Origin of the sequence: Pseudarthrobacter sp. NamE2, assembly GCF_005796205.1 — a bacterium.
Taxonomy (GTDB): Bacteria; Actinomycetota; Actinomycetes; order Actinomycetales; family Micrococcaceae; genus Arthrobacter.
Genome location: NZ_VAHN01000006.1, coordinates 33,619 through 50,726, shown reverse-complemented (window position 1 = coordinate 50,726; position 17,108 = coordinate 33,619). Strand labels below are relative to the sequence as shown.

At 62.8% G+C, this 17,108-nt stretch carries 16 protein-coding genes; 3 read left to right on the top strand and 13 right to left on the bottom strand.

What is annotated here, in order from left to right:
• Positions 1-127: 127 nt before the first annotated feature.
• The 7 genes from FDW83_RS08935 to FDW83_RS08905 all read right to left on the bottom strand — a co-directional run bounded on the left by FDW83_RS08935 (position 128) and on the right by FDW83_RS08905 (position 7,610).
• Entirely contained in the window at positions 128-874 is a 747-nt protein-coding gene (locus FDW83_RS08935; protein ID WP_138137611.1) for a cupin domain-containing protein, read from the bottom strand.
• Complete coding sequence (locus tag FDW83_RS08930; RefSeq protein WP_138137609.1) at positions 871-1,803, bottom strand: PmoA family protein; 933 nt, start codon at positions 1,801-1,803, stop codon at positions 871-873. The genes FDW83_RS08935 and FDW83_RS08930 overlap by 4 nt, the downstream gene beginning before the upstream one ends.
• Positions 1,800-2,924, bottom strand: coding sequence for a Gfo/Idh/MocA family protein (locus FDW83_RS08925; RefSeq protein ID WP_138137607.1), 1,125 nt, complete (start codon positions 2,922-2,924; stop codon positions 1,800-1,802). Before FDW83_RS08925 ends, FDW83_RS08930 begins: the two co-directional genes overlap by 4 nt.
• A gap of 77 nt (positions 2,925-3,001) precedes the next feature.
• Positions 3,002-4,321, bottom strand: a complete 1,320-nt coding sequence (locus FDW83_RS08920; RefSeq protein ID WP_240720921.1) for an ABC transporter substrate-binding protein — start codon at positions 4,319-4,321, stop codon at positions 3,002-3,004.
• Between the two features lie 69 nt (positions 4,322-4,390).
• The gene (locus FDW83_RS08915; RefSeq protein WP_370281183.1) at positions 4,391-5,212 is read right to left on the bottom strand and encodes a carbohydrate ABC transporter permease; all 822 of its coding nucleotides are present in this window, start codon (positions 5,210-5,212) and stop codon (positions 4,391-4,393) included.
• Between the two features lie 106 nt (positions 5,213-5,318).
• Entirely contained in the window at positions 5,319-6,257 is a 939-nt protein-coding gene (locus tag FDW83_RS08910) for a carbohydrate ABC transporter permease (protein WP_138137603.1), read from the bottom strand.
• A 327-nt stretch (positions 6,258-6,584) separates the two neighbouring features.
• Positions 6,585-7,610 carry a LacI family DNA-binding transcriptional regulator gene (locus FDW83_RS08905; protein ID WP_138137602.1) on the bottom strand — a complete coding sequence of 342 codons (1,026 nt, stop codon included), beginning with the start codon at positions 7,608-7,610 and terminating at the stop codon, positions 6,585-6,587.
• A gap of 168 nt (positions 7,611-7,778) precedes the next feature.
• Between FDW83_RS08905 and FDW83_RS08900 the strand changes: the two genes are divergently transcribed.
• The gene (locus FDW83_RS08900; protein WP_240720920.1) at positions 7,779-8,780 is read left to right on the top strand and encodes a LacI family DNA-binding transcriptional regulator; all 1,002 of its coding nucleotides are present in this window, start codon (positions 7,779-7,781) and stop codon (positions 8,778-8,780) included.
• Here FDW83_RS08900 and FDW83_RS19675 read toward each other — a convergent pair whose 3' ends face one another.
• The 6 genes from FDW83_RS19675 to FDW83_RS08875 form a co-directional block, all read right to left on the bottom strand.
• Positions 8,781-9,122 carry a hypothetical protein gene (locus FDW83_RS19675; protein WP_255469942.1) on the bottom strand — a complete coding sequence of 114 codons (342 nt, stop codon included), beginning with the start codon at positions 9,120-9,122 and terminating at the stop codon, positions 8,781-8,783.
• Positions 9,101-9,421 (bottom strand): lyase family protein, encoded by a 321-nt coding sequence (locus FDW83_RS19460; protein ID WP_370281198.1) that lies wholly within the window; start codon positions 9,419-9,421, stop codon positions 9,101-9,103. Before FDW83_RS19460 ends, FDW83_RS19675 begins: the two co-directional genes overlap by 22 nt.
• A gap of 406 nt (positions 9,422-9,827) precedes the next feature.
• Positions 9,828-10,646 (bottom strand): SDR family NAD(P)-dependent oxidoreductase, encoded by an 819-nt coding sequence (locus FDW83_RS08890; RefSeq protein WP_138137598.1) that lies wholly within the window; start codon positions 10,644-10,646, stop codon positions 9,828-9,830.
• Entirely contained in the window at positions 10,643-11,875 is a 1,233-nt protein-coding gene (locus FDW83_RS08885) for a glycoside hydrolase family 1 protein (RefSeq protein ID WP_138137596.1), read from the bottom strand. Before FDW83_RS08885 ends, FDW83_RS08890 begins: the two co-directional genes overlap by 4 nt.
• Positions 11,876-11,925: 50 nt before the next feature.
• Complete coding sequence (locus FDW83_RS08880; protein ID WP_240720918.1) at positions 11,926-14,595, bottom strand: alpha-L-rhamnosidase; 2,670 nt, start codon at positions 14,593-14,595, stop codon at positions 11,926-11,928.
• Between the two features lie 43 nt (positions 14,596-14,638).
• The gene (locus FDW83_RS08875) at positions 14,639-15,997 is read right to left on the bottom strand and encodes an MFS transporter (RefSeq protein WP_240720917.1); all 1,359 of its coding nucleotides are present in this window, start codon (positions 15,995-15,997) and stop codon (positions 14,639-14,641) included.
• Between the two features lie 189 nt (positions 15,998-16,186).
• Here FDW83_RS08875 and FDW83_RS08870 point away from each other — a divergent pair, with 189 nt between their 5' ends.
• Positions 16,187-16,810, top strand: a complete 624-nt coding sequence (locus FDW83_RS08870) for a TetR/AcrR family transcriptional regulator (protein WP_138137592.1) — start codon at positions 16,187-16,189, stop codon at positions 16,808-16,810.
• 45 nt (positions 16,811-16,855) lie between these two features.
• Positions 16,856-17,041: a hypothetical protein gene (locus FDW83_RS08865; protein ID WP_138137590.1), complete on the top strand. Its 186-nt coding sequence runs from the start codon at positions 16,856-16,858 to the stop codon at positions 17,039-17,041.
• Positions 17,042-17,108 lie beyond the last annotated feature (67 nt).

Below are 17,108 nucleotides of genomic sequence, written 5' to 3'. Positions count from 1 at the left end.
GATTCTTGATAGGGACTTCATTGTTCCTCCGGGAGATGAACTGGGACGGGTTTTGCCTCGCGGCCACGCGTGAGGGCGCGAGGGGAGGTGCGACCTTCACCCCGAAGGGTGAAGGTCGCGCTTTCGATTACCGGGTGTTGTAGGTTTGCAGCCTTCCGCACATGCCGAAGCGTTGGTTGGCACGGGTGGCCGGAGCCTGCTCCAGTGCGGCCTGCCACAGGTGCTCCTGGGAGCCGGTGACAAGGGCGGAAAGCACCTGATCGGTTTCAGAGGCTGCCCGGCCCGCGCTCTTCTCCCAGACCTCCCGCCACGTTCCCGTAAGGGGTGTGACCACGGCGGAAGCGGCACTGTAGAAGCGGTCCAGGGCAACTTCGAAAGCCTGCGGGCCGGTGTCAGCAGCGGCTTTCAAAGCAAGAAATCCGTCCACGCCCAGGTCCCGTCGACGGGCCGCTGCAGCAGACAGGACACTTTCAGGTGAATCTGCCGGGGGCAAGGCCGCGTTGACGCGGTACGCTTCAGGATCGCTCACGATGTCTTCGGGAAACGTCATGACCGCATCACCGGCTTCGGGAAGCCCTGCATTGGACATGATGACCAGAATTTCCAGATCACCATGGTTCACGGCCCGGTGGATCGTGCCCGGGGTAAACCAGACCACCGAGCCCGGCTCCAGCGTTGTTTCCCGGAACCCTTCCGGGGAAATGGTCTGGATTGCCCCGCGGCCGGAGAGGACAACGTAGGCCTCTGTCGAGGCCGTGTGAAGGTGTGGCGTGCCGCCGGCAACCCCGTCCGGAGCCTGGTCAGCGTAGACGCTGAGCCGGGTCACGGATGTTCCGCCTGGAAAGACCGGCGCCTTTTCTACGAGTGTCTTCACGAAAGCGCTTCCCTCCCCCAGGAGGCGAGACGGGTAACGTCTTCACGCGAATCCATCCCGTCGGCGATCACGACCGCGTACCGCAAGCTCAGCGTCTGTTCTGCAGGAAGGCCGAATTCCTCGCTGAAGAAGGGCGCCGGGCACAGGCAGGCGAACTGCTCGTTACGCGCAAACCACTGGGGCGGATGCAGCGGGTTTTCCCGGGCATCGACCATCACCACCGTGGACCAGCGGGCGCTCTCATCGTGCTGGCCGGAGAAACCCATCCACTCTTCACGGATACCGCGTAGCTCTTCGCCGCCGCTGGCTCCGGGGGTGTGGATGACACCGCCGGTAAAGGACCGGGGACCGCGCCAGAACAGACCGCCGTAGCCGGCGTTTTCCCGGCCTTTTGTGGTGGGCGAGCCAAAGGAAATGGCCGCGCCGGACACGTTCGTCATCGCAGTCTCGAAGGTCAGCACCCAGGCCTCGCCGTCTCCGGCGATCCCGGCACTGATCCGGCGCTGCTCCTGGATAACGAGGTCGCCCTGCTGCGTGGTCCAGTCCAGCCGGTGCGCGATCCTCGCCGAGTCTTTGTCAGCTACCAGTTCAGTCAGCGCAGAGCTGGCAGCCCGTCCGTTGTTTTCGAGCTGAACGTAGGATCCCTGCCCGGGAGCGTCTTCGGGTTTCTGAACGTACGTAGGGCCTCCCCAGAAGTTATGCTCCCCCACATGCGGCAGAGCCCAGGCGATGCCCTTGTGCCATACGTGGTCGTGGGGGCGGAAAAGGCTGACCACGTCCCCGCCAAGGGTGCGCAGGGGGTGCAGATACGGTTTCGGGGACTCGAGCTGCACGGTATCGGGGCGGTACGTGTAGGTGAACAGGGCCGTGCCGTCAGCAGTAACGGTTACAGACTCGTCAAGGCGGTGATCAATAGTGAAGGCGCTCATGCCGGCACCCCGGCCTTTTCTGCTGTGGCCCAGGGCGCGCCGGAACCCACCATGCTCGTGTAGAAGGGGTCACCGGGGCCGATCTCGCCGCGTTTGATGCGGCGTCCGGTGAAGGATGAGGCGTAGACGGCGGCGATGAATTCCATGGTGCTCCGGGCGGCGGACAGCGGCACGGCCGGCGTGGTTCCCGCATCGAGGGCGTCGAGGATGGCGGCGACCTGGGAGGTGTGACCGCTGGTGTTATTGCCGATGCCTTCGGCCCAGGCCTTGGTGATGGTGGCGTCGGTGCCGGCCGCGGTAACGGTCCAGTTGCTGTTGGTGTAGCCATAGAGGTGGTCGAGTTCGACGGTGGCGCGCTCGAAGTCGAACCGCAGATGACTGGTTTCACGGGGAGAAACTACCGAATTGACGACGGTGGCGATCGCGCCGTTGGCGAAGCGGACCAGGGCGGCTGAGACGTCTTCGGTGTCGGTGGGCCTGGACTGGCGGCCGGCGACGGCGGTGACCTCGTCCCACTCCCCCAGGATGGACAGCAGCAGGTCGAACTGGTGGATGCCGTGGCCCATGGTCGGGCCGCCGCCTTCGATTTCCCAGTTCCCGCGCCAGGGGACGGAGAAGTACTCGGCGTCCCGGTACCACAGGGTGTCGGCCGAGGCGACGAGGGGCCGGCCGAGGACTCCCTTTTCCAGCAGGTTCCTGAGCTGGATGGCCCCGGAGCCGAAGCGGTGCTGGAAGACGGTCAACACGGATGCGCCGGTTTCACGTTCCACGGCGGCGAGTTCATCCATCTCCGCCAGCGACAGGGCAGGGGGCTTCTCAATCAGAGGCGTTACCCCCGCGCGGAGGCAGGCGATCGCAAGCGGCACGTGCGATCCGGGAGGGGTGCAAATGTGCACCAGGTCCAGGTCTTCGTTTTCGAGAAGGCCGTCAATGTCGGGGTAGGTCCGGCCGATGGACCACTTCTCGGCGAAGGCAGCCGCGCGTGCGGGATCGATGTCCACGGCTGCTGCCAGTTCGACGCGGCCGGCCAGTTCGGTCAGGGCGGCTGCGTGGGCCGTGGCAATGCCACCTGTGCCCACAATGGCGGCACGGCGAATCGCCGGGTTGATGTTGTCAGTCAAGGAAGTCTCCTGTAAGTGAAAGCGGGTGTGCAAGGGCCGGGCCAGGGGTGCTGATCCTGGGCCCGGCCCTGTTGCTGTTAGTTCTGGATTTCGGAGCTGAGGTCCTTGATGAACCCTTCCGCGGCCTTGTCGGTGGACACCTGATCGAACAGGACCTGCTCGGTGTACTTCTTCAGCAGCGCTTCGATGGCGCTGCCACCCGGAGGAGTGACGGGCTCAGCTTCACCGACGTCGCCGCTGAGGTCATCCAGGAACGCCACAACAGCCTTGTCGGTCTCGCTGAGCTTGGGGGTGATAGCGGTACGGATCTTTTCGTTTGCAGGCACTCCGCGCTCAGTCAGCTGGATGTCAGCGGCTTCCTGGCTGTTGACCAGGAAGTCAAGGAAGAGCGCCGCCTCGGCCTTATGCTGCGTGCGCGAGGAAGCAGACCAGAACATGGATGGCTTGTACCAGTACTTGCCGCCGGAGGATTCCGGAACGCGGAGAAGCTTCAGGTCCTGTCCGCTGGCCTTGCTCAGCGCGGTGAGCTGGCCGTTCCACCAGAAGCCCAGGGCAGCCTGGTTGGTGGCGCTGAGGGATTCGGACAGTCCGCCGGACTGCTTTTCGATGGTTGTGGAAGCCGGGGCAACGGAGCCGGTCTCGGTGAGCTTCTTCAGCTCGTCCCACCAGCTCTTGACGGTTTCCTGTTTGATGACGACCTTGCCGTCCTTATCGAAGAGCTGGTCGCCGTTCTGGCGGGCCCACATCCGCAAAGCGCCGTCTTCAAAGCCGTAGGCTGAGGCGCCGTAGTACTTCCCTGCGCCGCTGTCGGAGATCTTCTTGGTGATCTCCGCAAAGTCTTTCCAGGTCCACGTCTTATCGTCGGGAAGCTCGACGCCTGCCTGCTGGAAGATCGAGGTATTGGCGACCAGGGAATAAGCGGTCAGACCGGCGGAGACGGCGTAGAGGCTGTCCCCGACTTTCCCTGAATCCACCGCGGCCTGCGGCAGGTCACTGGTGTTGAGGGCGTCACCGAGGCTGGAAAGGTCCAGCAGCGCGCCCCGGTCGGCGTAGGTGCTCAGGTAGAGGGCGTCCATCTGGATGATGTCCGGGGTGTTGTTCGCCGCGGTTTCGGTCGCGAGCTTGTCCCAGTAGCCGGCCCAGTCCGAGTAGGACGGCTCGATGTTGATGTTCGGGTGTGCCTTTTCAAAGGCGTCAATGATCTTCTGGGTGTTGGCCTGGCGGGTGTCGTTACCCCACCACGTCATCGTCAGCGTGACAGGTTCGCTGGACAGCTCCCCCGCGCCTTCGCTGCCCTGGGGCGTGGCGCTGGGGCCGCAGGCGGAGAGGGCGAGGGCGGACGCGGCGGCAAAGGCCATGAATCCCGCGGCTCTGCGGGTGAATTGAACACCGGACATGGCGTTCCCTTTCTTTGAGGTGATCTGGTATTGAAAGTCCCGGCCGGGTAAACGGCACGGGCCTGTGCCTTACTTGCCGCCCGTGGTGGCGATGCCTTTGATCAGGAACCGCTGGCCAAAAAGGAAGACAAGGAAGATGGGGATGAGGGAGACAACCGACATGGCGAACATGGGTCCCCAGCTGGTCGAGGACTGTGCGTCCATGAACGCACGCAGGGCGAGCGGAACGGTGTACATCTCAGGCTTGGTCAGGTACAGCAGCTGCGAGAAAAAGTCGTTCCAGGTCCAGATGAACGTGAAAACGGCAGTTGTTGCCAGGGCCGGGACCATGAGCGGCAGGATTACCTGAGCAAAGATCCTGCCCTGCCCGCATCCGTCGATACGTGCTGCCTCATCAAGTTCCCGGGGAATACCGCGGATGAACTGGACCATCAGGAAGATGAAGAACGCGTCCGTTGCCAGTACTTTTGGGAGGATCAACGGAACGAAGGTGTTCACCCAGCCCAGCTGGCTGAACAAGATGTACTGGGGAACGATGACCACATGGATGGGCAGCATGATGGTGATCAGCATGATCGCGAACCACCACTTCTTTCCCGCAAAATCCAGCCGGGCGAAGGCGTAGGCGGCCAAGGAACATGAAAACAGGTTGCCGAGGATGCATCCCAGCACGACCAGGCTGGAATTGATGAGGAACACGGTGAAGGGGCTGGACAGCGTGTTCCACCCGTCCGCGTAGTTGGAGAACTCGGTGCTGCGGATCACCAGGCCCGGGTCGCGAAAGATCTCGTCGGTGGGCCTCAGGGAGGAGACAACAAGCCACAGGACCGGGTAGAGCATGATCAGACCGGCGAGAATCAACGCAGCGTGCTTGATCGCGCTGCTCACCATGCCCCTGGTCCTTGAATGCTTCCTGCGTGCGGGCGTGTCGGCGCGGACAGCGCTGGCGCGGGAAGGTGCTTCCGGAGCGGGCGCCGGCGTTTCCAAAGTGTCGAAATTAGTCATCATAGAAAACCCAATGCTTAGAGGCCCAGAAGTTGATTGCGGTGAAGGCACCAATGATCAGCAGCAGGACCCAGGCCATGGCTGAGGCATAGCCCATATCGAAGTTTGAGAACCCCCGGATGTAGAGGTAGAGGGTGTAGAAGAGTGTCGATTCTGCCGGCCCTCCGCTTCCCCCGGACACGATGAATGCCTGGGTGAAGGACTGGAACGCGTGGATGATCTGAAGCACCAGGTTGAAGAAAATGATGGGCGTCAGGAGCGGCAAGGTGATGGTACGGAACTGACGGAACTTGGACGCGCCGTCGGTTGATGCGGCTTCGTAGTACATTGTCGGGATTTGACGGAGCCCGGCCAGGAAGATGACCATTGGCGCTCCGAACGTCCAGACATTGAGGATGATCAGCGTCCCCAGGGCCGTTTGCGGGCTGGAGATCCAGCCCTGGCCGGCGATGCCGAACATGGCCAGGAACTGGTTTACCAGCCCCTCCGTGCCGAAAACCTGCTTCCAGAGGACAGCAATGGCAACCGACGAGCCAAGAAGTGACGGCAGATAAAAAACCGAGCGGTAGAAGGCCAAACCCCGGACGCCCCTGTCGAGTAGCAGGGCCAGGGCCAGGGCCATCCCAAGCTGAACGGGAACCGACACGAAGACGTAGAGAAACGTGACGCCAAGGGACTGGTGCAGGCTCTCATCCGACAGCATCCGGATGTAGTTATCAAAGCCGATGAACTTCGGTGCCTGCAGAAGGTTGTACTTGGTGAATGACAGGATAAGCGACGAAATCATCGGGCCGATGGTGATGATGCCCAAACCCAGGAACCAGGGCAGCAGGAAAAGGTAGGCAGCCTTGTTGTGGCGGTGCTTGACCTTAACCTTGGGCTGCCCTTTTTCCCGTTTCGTGAGCGAATGGAGCTCGCCTAAAGCGCTCATGCGGACCTTCCTCGCAATGCGCTTGTTGGGGAGGGATAAGTGCTTCTCACGAGCACCTCCTATGTGATCGACGTTGACCGAAAAATCGGAACTGCAACAGGGGCGGGATAACGCATTCCGCGACTGGTTAAAGTTGTACCACCGTGGTGAGTCGCAGCACAAGGAAGAATGGAAACCGATGTCCCGCCGTAATAACGCGGTTTTTGCACGCGGTTTGGTAGGCGGGGCACCCTACAAAGGAGCGCTTGGAGTTTACGGGCGGAAACACCGGGACATCGGTTTCCAATTTGGTTGGCCCAATTCAAGCCCGCGAAACGTGCATGGTGGCTATTCTGCGGTGCTGAGGAGCGTGCTGCCGCGGACAACAAGGGCGCCGCGAAGATGCTCGGTCTGCTCCGTGTACTCCGAAGAATTGAGGGCCAGACGGAGAGCTCTCCGGCCGGCTTCCTTGAAGGGAAAGGCCACGGTGGTCAATCCGGGCAGTACGTCCTGGGCGAGAGGGATATCGTCAACACCCGAGAGAGCCACGTCGTCCGGGACTTTCAGTCCCGCGGAGCGGAATCCTCCAAGTGCTCCGATGGCCAGGACGTCATTGCCTGCCAGTACCAGATCGGGTGCGCCGGAACCGGCAAGTTCCAAAGCAGCAGCCCTGCCGCCCGCCCTGCTTAGTTCGCACTCGACGATGCGCACATCGGCTGCCTTGAAGCCATGGGAGGAAAGACCGTCCAGGAAACCTTCGGTACGGTAGGCAAAGGCAGGATGACTTGTGGTCAGGATTGCGGCCTTGCGCCTGCCCAGCCCACCCATGTAGGCGCCGATGACACGGGCACTTTCGTAATCGTTGAAGCGCACGGTGGGGGCGGCGAGTTCACTGTCGCCGATGATCACCAGTCCCCCGCCTGAGCGCTGATAGTCTGCGAGTTCGTCCTTGATTTCCTGGCGGACTCCGGCGCCAGTGACGCTGTTGGCCGCCACAACGAAAGCCCTCGGGTTCAGTGCCCGCAGGGTCCTGATCGCCGCCAGGCGGGCCTCGGGGTCCGGCCCGGTAGCGGACACGGTTACCACGACCCCGGCAGCTCGTCCGGCTTCTTCCATGCCGGCAGCAGTAGCCGCGATGGATGCCGTGCGGGGGTCGTTCACCAGCAGGATTATGGCCGTCCGGCGCCCCCTCAAGGCGCGGGCGGAAAGACTCGGTACGTACCCGAGGGAGTTGGCAACAGCCTTGACCCGGCGCTCCAAGTCCGGACTTACCTTTTTATCCCCGCCATTGATCGCCCTTGATGCGGTGGAGGCTGACACGCCGGCAATGCGTGCTACTTCGTGCAAGGTGACGTCGGCCAGCCGTTCACTCATGTTTGTCACCTCGTGTAGGACGGAGAACTGTTTCCTCAATCAGGGGATAGTGTTGATATTACTGGGGGAAACCGTCATCCCATGCAAAACTTAGACCGGGATGCGATTGGTGACGACAGGATTGCAATGACACAAACCGCGCAGGGGAGTGCAGTAACTCTCCGTGACGTGGCACGAGAGGCAGGCGTTTCGGTAGCAACGGCGTCGCGGGCCCTGAGCCCGGGGGTCCGCAACGTGCGGGCATCTGCACGGGACCGCATTATGGCCGCGGCCGACAAGCTAGGCTACCGACCCAATCTGACTGCCCAGGCGACTTCAAAAGGTACAACACGAACAATCGCCGTCGTCGTATCCGACATTGAGCATCCCTACTACTCAGCGATCGCCCAAGGCGTAATTGAAGGTGCAGGCCCCGCCGGCCTGATCGTCACGATCGCCGGAAGCGGATATGGTGCCGAAGACGACCTTGCCGTCGTGCGCGCGCTGCGCGGACTGAGCCCACAGATGATCATCCTGACAGGCGGCGGGCACGGGGCCTCAGCCTCACAAGACAAATTGACCGAGGAACTGCGCCTGTATGAAGCCAGGGGCGGCCGTGTTGTCGCGGTGGGCCAGGACGATTTGCCATTTGACACCGTGGTACTCGGCCACCGATCGGGGGCAGCACAACTGGCCGAACTTCTGGCCGAGCGGGGATACACCCACCCTCTTCTGCTCGGACCAGCCACAGAATCCACCAACGCAGCCGAGTGGGAGCGTGGATTCATTGAGGCTGCAAAGGCTTCCGGTATCGACATCCGCGACAGCGATATCCACCGCTCACCAATAACCAGGGACGGCGCGCATGCCCTGATAAGCCGGCTGGCACGCCACGGGCTGCGGGATGCAGACCTGATAGTGGCCGCCTCAGATGTCATGGCTATCGGCGCCATGACCGCGCTCAGGGAGTCAGGCATGGAGCCGGGCGAGCACATTGGACTCGCCGGGTTTGGCAACGTTGTCGGAGCCGAAGACGTCACACCCGAGCTCACGACCGTCGAGCTCAACCTCGCCGCCGCAGGAGCAGCCGCCGTGCAACTGGGACTGGAGGCTGGAACACGACGCCTTCGCCACATCAACGCGGAGCCTATCCTGAGGGAAAGCACACCGCCTCGACTCTTCGCCCACTGACTAAGCGGCCGGCCGCCGAAGGGCGCCCCCAAACTGGAAGCGCCAGACGTGGTGTTCATGAAAGCTGGCGGTCAGCCCAACCTGACGCTGGGGCGCCTGGCAAGGGAGGATTCGGCCTGTCGACGTGACGCCGAGGAGGAGAACCAACAACGTGATGTGGTCTGGGTGGGGCCTGCGATGGAAAGTTAGCTGGTGCTCAGTAGGCGCTGGTCGAGGGAGTGGGGTGGTGTGGCCAGGCGTCGGGGGATAACAGGGCTCTTCGGCTTTGGTTGTGCAACTGGCGCGCAGGTGTGCCGTGGCTTCCAGCAGTTCCTGTCCGGCTAGGATGGCCGCGATGCGCAGAGCGGTCGGGTAGGTGTCGTTGGTGCTCTGGCGTAGATTGACGTGTTCCAGGGGCTGAGGAACTGGTAGTCCCCTTTGGTGTGGCCTAACAGTTCCAAGGCCCGGTTGGCAATGACCTCGTTCGCGTTCATGTTCGTTGAGGTCCCCGCACCGCCATGGATCGGGTCAAGGACGAAGGGCTCCAGCAGCGCCCTGGCGCGGATTTCCTTGCAGGCGGTCACGATGGCCTCCCCCTGGCTGGGCATGAGCACCCCCAGGTCCATGTTGGTTTGGGCGGCAGCCTGCTTCACTGCCGCCAGGGCGGTGACCAGCTCGGGGAACTGGGAGATTTCTGTCTGGTGACCTGGAAGTTTTGCTCAGCCCGCGCAGTGTGGACCCGTGGTAAGCATCTACGGGCACCGATAGATCGCCCAGCAAGTCGTGTTCGATGCGCTGGTCATGATCACCTTTCAAAAATTCAATCACACTGTGAAAGGTGAAAGCAGTGATGCCTTCGAAAAAGCTCCCAGGACGCTGGGCAGCTCCGGCATAGCCGTTAGGCTGCTCGCTGGTCATCAGTATCGGCAAATCGATCGATCCGACTCAGCGAAACAACAATGGCCGCACTTCCCGCAGTCGCTCCTATTCAGTCGAACGTTCGTCCTCAGTCTTAGCTGCCCCAGCCGGCAAGGAAAGGCTGGGGCAGCTAAGTTGTGCAGATTTGGCTCAGATTGTTTGTCCAGCGTCAGCGAGGAGGGTGCTTCCGGTCATGATGGTGGACATGTCGCTTGCGCAGAACAAGACGACACGCGCGATGTCGTCGGGGGTTCCGATGCGGCCGATGAGGCTGTTCGTCATGACTGTCATCACACCGGCAGATTTGCTGGGCGGGTGCGCGGCAGCTGCGGCCATGTTGCCCTCGGTTGGCACGAACGTTGGGGCAACTCCCAGGACGCGGATTCCGAGGGGTGCGAATTCGAGTGCCATCTGTTTTGTCATGCCGCGGACTGCGTGCTTGGAGCCGACGTAGGCGGAGAGCCCCGGTGCTGTTCCGGTGAATCCGGCTGTTGAGACCATATTGATGATGACGCCCCCCCGGTTGCCGCCGGTCATGCGTCGTGCGGCTTCGCGGGAGCCGTTGAATACGCCACGGGTGTTCACGGCGAATACCTGTTCCCAAGTTTCATCTGGCGTTTGGAGGACTGGGATGCTGGGGAAGATGCCCGCGTTGTTTACCCAGATGTCGATGCCGCCGAATTCCTCGACAGCAACTGCGGCCACGACCCTGACCGATTCAGGGTCGGTGACGTCCATCGCGGCACCGAGCGCCCGTACGGAATACCGAGTGGTGATTTCGTCCGCCGCGGACTGCGCCTTCTCGGCGTTGATGTCGCCGATGAGGACGTTCGCGCCTGCCTCTGCGAGACGGCAGGCTATGGCTTTGCCCAGCCCTTGCGCCCCGCCGGTCACGACCGCCTGCCGCCCGGCTAGGGACAGGAGGTCAGTCAGGGGTGTTGTGGAGACGTCGGCGAAGGCGGTGGTCATGACCGGACTCCGGCGTCGAGCTCGTTGTGCTGGGCGACGCGGCCGAGCCAGGCGAGGCTTGGCTTGGGAGTACGGGCGAAGGTTTCCCGGTCGACTGCGATCAGGCCGAAGGTGGGTTCCCAGTGTCCCCACTCGAAGTTGTCCAAAAGTGACCAGTGGAGGTATCCGCGCACGTCGATGCCTTCCGTCATGGTCGCGTGAAGGCCGTGCAGCGCTTCGGTGGTGTAGCGGATCCGCTGATTGTCATCGGCGGTTGCGATCCCGTTTTCCGTGATGAGCACGGGGACACCTTCGGTGATGTCCCAGGCGTGGCGGACGGCCATGCTGAGGGCGTCCGGGCGGTATGCGGTGCCGACGAGGGTGTTGTCCGGGTGTGGCGGGTGCGGGACGAGGCCGTTGGCGTCGACTTCCTGGCTGGAGTATGCCTGCACGCCGACGAAGTCGTCCCCACGGCTGCCTTCCCAGTAGACGTCTTCTTTGCCGTAGCGGATCTCCAGCAATTTCTCTTCGCCGCCGGGCGCGGCTGTGAGGGCTCCGGCGGCGATGGTCCAGCCGACCTTGGCGTTGGTGTTGGCCCTAAGAATTTCGCGGGCTGCGTGGTGGATGGTGGTGAAGGTGCGCCCGATTTCGGGATCGGCGTAGGTGAGGAAGTCGCTGTGTGTCTGCTTCTTCTCCCCCTCGCCTTCTACCGTGGGGCTCTGCCACTGGGCGCCCTGGGTCTGCTGCATCCGGCGCATGGCGGTCATTATGGCCGCCTGCATGTTGGGTTCGTTCATGGTGACGACCCACTCAACGCCGTCGAGGATGTCGGTGGTGGCGGTGACGTAGCGCTGGAACTTCTCGGACGCGTCCGGAGCGAGCCAGCCGCCGTCGTTCGCGAACCACTGGGGGGTGGTGAAGTGCTGCAGGGTGACGACGGGCGTGACGTTCCGATCGAAGCAGTACTCGATCATGCGGCGGTAGTGCGCGAGCTCTGCCTTGGAGAAGTGTCCTTGCACGGGTTCGATCCGGGACCACTCGAGGCTGAACCGGTAGGAGGTCAGGCCGGCGTCAGCCAGGAGAGCAATGTCTTCTTGGTAGCGGTGGTAGCTGTCGCAGGCGTCTCCTGAGAGTTCCATCCCGGGCATGGTCAGTTCGCGGGCCCACCAGTCACTGTTGATGTTGTTGCCTTCAATCTGGTGGCCGGCAGTCGCGGCGCCCCATAGGAAGCCGTTGGGGAAAGTTGTCATGTCATCCTCTTCTGTGAGTGTGTGTTGTGGTGCCTTGGCCGGGCAGGTTGTCAAACCGTTGCCGCTGAGCGGCGCGGTTCTGATGTGCTTGTGTGCGGAAAGGTGCTGGCAGCGCGGAACCTTCCGGGGCCGGCAGCGTGTTCGGTACCGTCGGGAAATATGATGCGGGCGACGGTGTTGGCGGGAATGTCAGCATCGATGCAGAGTTCGTCACCGTTGAGCTGCCAGTGGACGTTGATGGTGCCGTTGGGTGTTTCGTGTGAACCGCGCGCCCAGGTAAGTCCCGGGCCAGGGGTGGGAGCGATGACAAGGGAGCGCCAGGCCACCGACTCCTGGTCCTGCCGCAGGCCGAGGGTGTACTCGTAGAGGAACCGGAGTACGGTTCCCTTGCTGTAGTGGTTCAGGGACTCGTGGGCGTTACCGTCCTGGTCGATGCCTTCCCATGCTTCCCAGATCGTTGTGGCGCCCTTGTCCACCATGTACAGCCATGACGGCGCTGTGCGCTGCAGGAGTAGCTCGTACGCGACATCTTCCCGGCCGGCCTCGACGAGGACGGGCAGGAGGTCTCCGGTGGAGAGGAATCCGGTTCCCAGGTGGGTGTCCGCGGAGCGGATGAGCTCGACGAGCCGGTCGGTTGCCTTCCCGCGGAGGTCCTCGGGCAGGAGCCCGAACGACAGGGCACGGACGTAGGCAGCCTGGGTGTCCGTGGCGGTGGTGCCGTCCGGACGAAGGTAGGCTGCCTGCCAAGCCTCACGTATGGAGTCGGCGATCGCTGAATATTTGAAGGCATCCGCGCTCCTTCCAAGGACCCGTGCGATCTGGGCGAGCGCGGCTGTGGACCGGTAGAGGTAGGCCGTTCCGACTTCGCCCTTATCTTCCATGAACCACGCCATCGGGTTGTCCTGGACGGGGTTGATCAGCTTCCCGTCCTCGTCCCGCTTCTGAGGCTCGATCCATTCGCCCCAGTGGAAGGTGCCGTCCCACAGGTACTCTTCAAAGGGCTCGGGCTCGGGTGAGAGCTGGGCGCGGCCGAGGTGGCGGGTCGTGCGTGCCTTATCAAGGGCCCATTGCACCCATCGGGTCATGGCATCCCAGTTTTCGGCGAGAACGGATTCATCCCCGTATGCCTTGTAAAGTTCCCAGGGCACGGCGACGATCGCGTCACCCCAGCCTGCGGAGCCGGTCATCATCGCGAACTGGTCATCGAGGTTGTTTTTGATGCGGCGGCCGTCAGGTGAGAAGTTGGCGATCCGGCCGTCCTCGAGCTGGTCATCCCGCACCGATGTCAGCCATTTCCGGCTGAACCCGAGGACGTCACGCAACCTGGTGGCGGTAGAGACAAACACCTGGTAATCGCCCGTCCACGCCAGCCGCTCCCGTGTGGGGCAGTCCGTTGGCACATCGACGGCGTTTCCCAGGAAGCTCCATTCGCCCATGCGGTACAGGTGGTTGAGGTCTTCGTTGCTGCAGGAAAATTCACCGGTCCGGCGGAGGTTGGTGTGGACAACCTGCATCGTCAATTTTGCGGGATCCAGGGTAGCTCCGTCGCGGCTGATGCGGGCGTACTGGAATCCGTGCACCGTGTGGCGCGGTTCGAAGACGGCAGCACCAGCACCAGCCGTTACTTCGTCGCGTTGGGAGAAGATCCTCGTGGGCTCGCCTGGCCGGTGGGAATCAAGATGGGACGTGGAGAGGTCGCCATCCGGGTCGACGTGTTCGCCGTACTCGATCACCGTGCGGGTGCCCTCCGGTCCCAGGTCCTCGAGCCGGATCCACCCCGACGCGTTCTGGCCGAAATCGGCAACCCACACCCCCGGCCGGAGCTCCTCCAGCCGCTCGGGTGGCCGCGATTCGACAACCCGCACCGGCGGGGCCGGTGACCAGGCGATCGGCGGTGCTTCAACCAGGCCGGCGAGGGCCTTAAAGGGCGGCGCCGCCGGGAGCGTGTAGTCGGTGACTTGCCCGTCCATGAGGTCCGCGCGGACCGTTGTGGACGGTGTACTGGTCCAGGTGTCGTCCGTGACGACTACCTGACGGGATCCGTCAGCGAGTTCGATGTGCAGTTCGGCGCGGACCCCGAGGGTGGTTCCCCAGCCGGCGGGGATCCGGAACGCACCGACCTGGCCTCGGTACCAGCCGTCAGAGAGTTCAATGTCAACCCGGTTGCGCCCCGGCTTGAGCGCGGATGTCACATCGGATGCCTGGGCATAGAGTGTGCGGTCGTACGACGTTGTTCCTGGGGAAAGTTCAGCTGTACCTGCCCGCTGCCCATTAATGGCGGCGGTGTAGACCCCGAGTGCTGTCGCGTAAAGCCGGGCAGACGTCACCTCGGCGGGCAGTACGAACTCGGCAGCCAGGATGTTCGCGGGCCGCTGGCCGTAGCCAGGGTCTCTATTCTCCACCGGGGAGATCCACGAGGCGGTCCAGTCCGGATCGAGGAGTCCGACTTCGAATCCAGACCAGTCAGACCAGCCGGCATTGGTCCCGGCGGTCCTCACACGCCACTGCACGCGTTGCCGGCTGCGCAGCGCCGCCCAGGGCCATGCGACATACAGGTGGCCGTTGGATGTTGCCGGCTGTTGCGGTGCACCGTCGATGAGCGCTTCGAGCTCATACTCCGGGCCAGCGCTGTCAGAAGCGGGCTTCCATGACAGCCTGGGTGCAGATCCGGTTACCGGGAACTGATCGCCACCGCTGTCAACGGTCAGATCGTAGGGCACTCCGCCCATTGTGGTCCTTCTTCCTTGAGTACGGGAACAGCGTCTAGCGGACGGTCTTGACCTTGAGCGCGATCACCAAACCGCCCAGCAGGGCAAGGACAGCGCCGGCCAGATACAGAAGCGTGTAATTCTTTTCCGCGCCCACAGCACCGAGCGTGATGACAAGAGAAGCGATGAGCGGGGCGACGGCGCTGGGTATTTTCTGGGCGAAGGCCACGACGGCCATGTAGCGCCCGGTCTCGGTACGGTTGGGCAGGATGGCGAAGATAATGGCCTGATCGACGGTGGCGAACACGGCGATCGCCATTTGCATCAGCACAGCCCCCACAATCAGTTGAGGCAATGACCAGGCAAAGGCCTCGACTACTGCACCTGCAACGAAGAGAACCGCAGCGATGAGTACGAACAGGCGCCGGCGCTTGAGTTTGTCGGACAGGAACCCGCCCAGCAGCGCGCCGCCCGCGGCTGCGACGACGCCAAGCATGCCGATGGTGGCGACGACACCGGCTACTTCCCGGACCGGGAGCTCGAGGCGCTGTGCGTAGAAGAAAGTGCCGAAGGTGGTGTTGAAGTACAGGCCCATAAAGAACACGAACCGGCCCAGCCAGTTCCACGCGAAGTCGGGGTACTTACGGACGTTGAAGCCGTAGCTGGCAACCAGGGACTTGGCGGTGACGTCCGAGTGGACGGCGATATCCTTGGAGCTTCCCTCGGGCTTGATCAGCGGGAACAATGCCAGGAGCACGGCGCCGACAACGCCCGGAACGACGAACACGAGCAGGGTGTTGGACGAGACCGCGTAGGCGATTCCGATGCCCAGGACGGGCGCGATCTGGGTCATCAACCCGGTAAGTGCGGAGACTTTTCCGCGCTGTTGTTCAGGCAGCTTGTCGGCCATGAGGTTCTGGATCGCGCCCCCTGAAATGGACCATCCGGACATACCCAAGACCCAGCCGGCGCCCACGATCAGCAGGTTGGGCGCTGATCCCATGACGATCAGGCCGGCAAGGCCGATGGCTGTGCCGAGGAAGATGAAGGGCGTGCGGCGCCCGAACCGGGACCGCGTGCGGTCGCTCCAGATCCCGATCATTGGACTGATAAGCAGGTAGATCAACTGCGCGGTGCCGGTGATGTAGCCCAGCACCTCTTCCTGCCCGGGGGCGAGCTCCGTAATGCGAACCGCGATGCCGTACGAGAGCGGGACCATCATGGCCATTGATGCGCCGAAGCTGGCCAGCATCAGCCAGAAGACATACCCCCGGCTCACTGGGGATTGGGGCTCCTCAGCATTGGTCCCGACAGTGTTGCCGGCCTCGCCCGTGGGGGGCTGGTTACCTGACATCGGCTGGGCGGCTGCCATGCCGCCGGCAAGACCGGTAGCCTCGCGCTCGTTCGTAGTCACCTGTGACTCCTTTATCGGGTGGCTCTTCGCCCGCGGCACCGCGGGCGGAGCTGGGCGACTCTGACGTCGAAACCCAGTAAATGTAACCACGCTGGTTACATTCCGAAATAGTAGCCAACGTGGTTACAATTGGCAAGACCCTCTCTCAAAGCACCCCTGACCGGTTAAACACAAAGGATCAGTTCCGTGATGACCACTTCCGAAACAGCCGCCGGACAAAAGGTGGGGTCACGCCGCCGCGGCCCCTATGCGACAACTCCGGCGCGCCGTGCGGAAATCGTGCGTGCTGCTTCGGCCAGCTTTGCCGAGCACGGCTATGAGCGGGCGTCCCTGAGAGACATCGCTGCCCGCGCGAACGTGACCCACGCCGCGCTGCTCCGGCATTTCGCCACGAAGGATGACCTCCTCCTGGCCGCCCTTGCCCAACGCGATGCTGACGACATGGAACTTGCCCGCAGCATCATGGAATCGAAGGTGCCCAGGGAGCGGGTCCTGAGCAGCCTTCTTCAGGAAGAATTCGCTCATCCCGAACAGCTGCGGAACTGGCTGGCCATCACGATCGCGGCAACAAATCCCGGTCACCCGGCGCACGATTTCTTCATCGCCCGGCGCGAAAGGATGCGCCAGCATTTCACCAGCAAGCGCCTTGCCACCTCCCATGACAGCGAGGAACTCAGCGCCGATGACAAGGTCACGATGGTGCTGGCGATGATCGATGGCCTCCGGATACAGTTCCTTCTCGATCCCGATCGGCCGACGCTGCACCTCATGGAGGCGCTGATGCGGTTCATAGGCTCACCAGAGGACAAATAAGCGGCCGCCGGTGTCCTGGTTGGGCGAAGCTTATAGGACCTTCGCGTGCCTTTCAGGATTTTTTTCGATGAGGCGCCGGCACCTCGGTCCATCCATCCCCAGCCACAGGACGTCCCCGTCCTTTGTCACGTCCTCCACCCGGCCCCGATCGAGAATCTTTCCCTGTTCGTGGATCTCGATATGCTGGCCGACAAGCAGGGTCCAGTCGTCTTCGGGCTGCCAAGGACCTAATCCAGTCGTCATCTGGCATCCAAGGAGCGCAGGTTTGTGGTGGGGCAGCGGACGATCGTCCAGTGAC

Excerpts from the sequence above, each read along its gene's own strand:
- FDW83_RS08930 (WP_138137609.1), bottom strand. The coding sequence starts at position 1,803 with ATGAGCGCCTTCACTATTGATCACCGCCTTGACGAGTCTGTAACCGTT.
- FDW83_RS08920 (WP_240720921.1), bottom strand. The coding sequence starts at position 4,321 with ATGTCCGGTGTTCAATTCACCCGCAGAGCCGCGGGATTCATGGCCTTT.
- FDW83_RS08915 (WP_370281183.1), bottom strand. The coding sequence starts at position 5,212 with ATGGTGAGCAGCGCGATCAAGCACGCTGCGTTGATTCTCGCCGGTCTG.
- FDW83_RS08910 (WP_138137603.1), bottom strand. The coding sequence starts at position 6,257 with ATGAGCGCTTTAGGCGAGCTCCATTCGCTCACGAAACGGGAAAAAGGG.
- FDW83_RS08905 (WP_138137602.1), bottom strand. The coding sequence starts at position 7,610 with ATGAGTGAACGGCTGGCCGACGTCACCTTGCACGAAGTAGCACGCATT.
- FDW83_RS08890 (WP_138137598.1), bottom strand. The coding sequence starts at position 10,646 with ATGACCACCGCCTTCGCCGACGTCTCCACAACACCCCTGACTGACCTC.
- FDW83_RS08885 (WP_138137596.1), bottom strand. The coding sequence starts at position 11,875 with ATGACAACTTTCCCCAACGGCTTCCTATGGGGCGCCGCGACTGCCGGC.
- FDW83_RS08870 (WP_138137592.1), top strand. The coding sequence starts at position 16,187 with ATGACCACTTCCGAAACAGCCGCCGGACAAAAGGTGGGGTCACGCCGC.